This is a genomic window from Methylobacterium sp. WL120 (assembly GCF_008039465.1).
Lineage (GTDB): Bacteria > Pseudomonadota > Alphaproteobacteria > Rhizobiales > Beijerinckiaceae > Methylobacterium > Methylobacterium cerastii.
Genome location: NZ_VRUT01000306.1, coordinates 1 through 2,174, shown reverse-complemented (window position 1 = coordinate 2,174; position 2,174 = coordinate 1). Strand labels below are relative to the sequence as shown.

The 2,174-nt window shown below is 70.0% G+C and carries 3 protein-coding genes; all 3 read right to left on the bottom strand.

What is annotated here, in order from left to right:
* On the bottom strand, positions 1 to 1,268 hold a 1,268-nt coding region (locus FV229_RS26575), incomplete at its 3' end, for an IS66 family transposase (RefSeq protein WP_147754778.1).
* 69 nt (positions 1,269 to 1,337) lie between these two features.
* Entirely contained in the window at positions 1,338 to 1,694 is a 357-nt protein-coding gene (gene tnpB, locus FV229_RS26570; RefSeq protein ID WP_147754777.1) for an IS66 family insertion sequence element accessory protein TnpB, read from the bottom strand.
* On the bottom strand, positions 1,691 to 2,125 hold the full coding sequence (locus tag FV229_RS26565) for a transposase (RefSeq protein WP_147754776.1): 435 nt from the start codon (positions 2,123 to 2,125) through the stop codon (positions 1,691 to 1,693). Before FV229_RS26565 ends, tnpB begins: the two co-directional genes overlap by 4 nt.
* Positions 2,126 to 2,174 lie beyond the last annotated feature (49 nt).

Sequence of the window (2,174 nt, the reverse complement as noted above, 5' to 3'; positions counted from 1 at the left end):
GAATCGATCTCGACCCGGCCGTCGTCGAGGAACAGGCTCAAGCCGGCCCAGCGCGAGAGGGCGTAGCGGATCGCATCGGCGAGCTTGCTCTTGCGGCTGACCAGGCCGAGCTTCTCGCGCAGCCACGGCTCCAGCGCCTCGATCACCGGCCGGCTGCGCTCCTGGCGCGCGGCACGCCGCTCGTCGGCCGGGCGAGCGCGGATCTCGGCTTCGATCCGATAGAGCGCGGCGATGCGTGCCAGCGCCTCCGTGGCGACCGGCGAGGCGGCAGCGAGTTCGTAGAACTGGCGACGGACATGGCTCCAGCAATAGGCCAGCCGGATCGCGCCGCCCTTGGCCAGCACCTCGTAGGCCGCATAGCCATCGACCTGCAGCACACCTTCGAACGCGGCCAGATGCGCGATCGGTCGGCTCGCAGTGCGGTCGGGGGCGTAGACGTAGGCGACACCGGGTGGATCAAATCCGCCCCAGGGCCGATCGTCGCGGGCGTAGGCCCAAAGCTGACCGGTCTTGGTGCGCCCGCGCCCGGGATCGAGCACGGGCGCCGTGGTCTCGTCGGCAAACAGCTTGCCCGAGCGCTTCAGCGTCTCCAGCAACCGCTCGTGCACCGGCCGAAGCAGGAAGGCGGCGCGCCCGACCCAGTCGGCGAGCGTCGAACGGTCGAGGACGACGCCCTGGCGGGCGAAGATCTGCGCCTGGCGGTAGAGCGGCAGGTGGTCGGCGTATTTGGAGACGAGCACCTGAGCGACCAGCGCGTCGGTGGGCAGGCCCCCCTCGATCAGCCGCGCCGGGGCCGGGGCCTGCACGAACGCGTCCTCGCAGGCTCTGCAGGCGTAGCGCGGGCGGCGGATCACCAAAACCCGGAACTGCGCCGGCACCACGTCGAGGCGCTCGGACACGTCCTCGCCGATCCGGTGCAGGGTCCCCGAGCAGCACGGGCAGGCGGTGCCGTCGATGTCGACGAGGGTCTCGACCCGCGGCAGGTGCGCCGGGAGCGCCCCGCGGTTGGTGCGGCGCTTGCCGCCCCGGGCCGCCTTCTTGGCCGGCTCCACCTCCTCGGCGGCAAAACTCGCGGCCTCGACCTGCTCGGCCTCTTCCAGCCCGAGTAGGAGCTGGTCTTCGGGCAGGCTCTCGGCCCGGCGTCCGAAGCGGTGGCGCTGCATCGCCAGGATGATCTGGCGCAGCCGCTCGTTCTCGGCCTGCGCCTCGACGAGCTGCGCCTTGAGCGTCTCGGGATCGTCGGACAGAGGTGAAGCAGGCTTGGCCACGGAGTAAATTAAAGCATATCCGTCAGAAGCTTACCATCGTAATGGGGCCCGCGCGCTCGACCTTTTTGCTCACCCTGCCAGCGCTGGGGCGATGACCGTGCGAGCCGCGTGAACACGCTTCCAGTCGAGCCCTTCGAGCAAGGCCGCGAGCTGCGCTGCCGTGAGGCGTACGACGCCATCCTCGATCTTCGGCCAGCAGAACCCTCCTGCCTCCAGGCGCTTGCTCGCCAGGACCACCCCGCTCCCGTCCCAGAACAGAAGCTTGGCCCTGTCCGCTCGCTTCGAGCGGGACACGTAGACCGTGCCAGAGAACGGATCCGCGCCCATCGCATCCCGCACCAGCGCGGCCAACCCGTCCATGCCCTTGCGAAAGTCCACCGGCCGCGTCGCCATCATCACGCGCACCGCACCGGACGGCCCGATCATGCCGTGGCCTTCAGCGCCCGGATCACCGCCGTGATCGTCGCTTCCCGCGCGCCCGCACCGATCCGAACGGTCACGCCAGCCAAGTCCAGCTCGATCTCGGCAGCAGGAGCGTCTCGATGCAAGGCTCGAGGCCGCGACCGTCGTGCCGCCGGATCCGGGACATCACCCTCGACCAGCGCCGGCACGAACGTCAGTGGCAGGGCGACAGGAAGCGAGGCTGCCGAACGCCGGGCCGCGCGAAGCCACGTGAACAGGTGCTGCGGGCTCATCCCATGCCGGCGCGCGACCACCGAGACCACCGCACCGGGGGCGGTCGCCTCAGCCAGGATGCGGTCACGCTCGGCCTCGGACCAGCGCCGACGACTGCCCACGCCCGTGACAACCTCAAGCCGGCGGACCGACCGCGGCAACTCGACCATATCCTCAAGCATAGACACAAAACGATCCGAACCAGGGACCGTCAGCCTCCACCATCGTCAG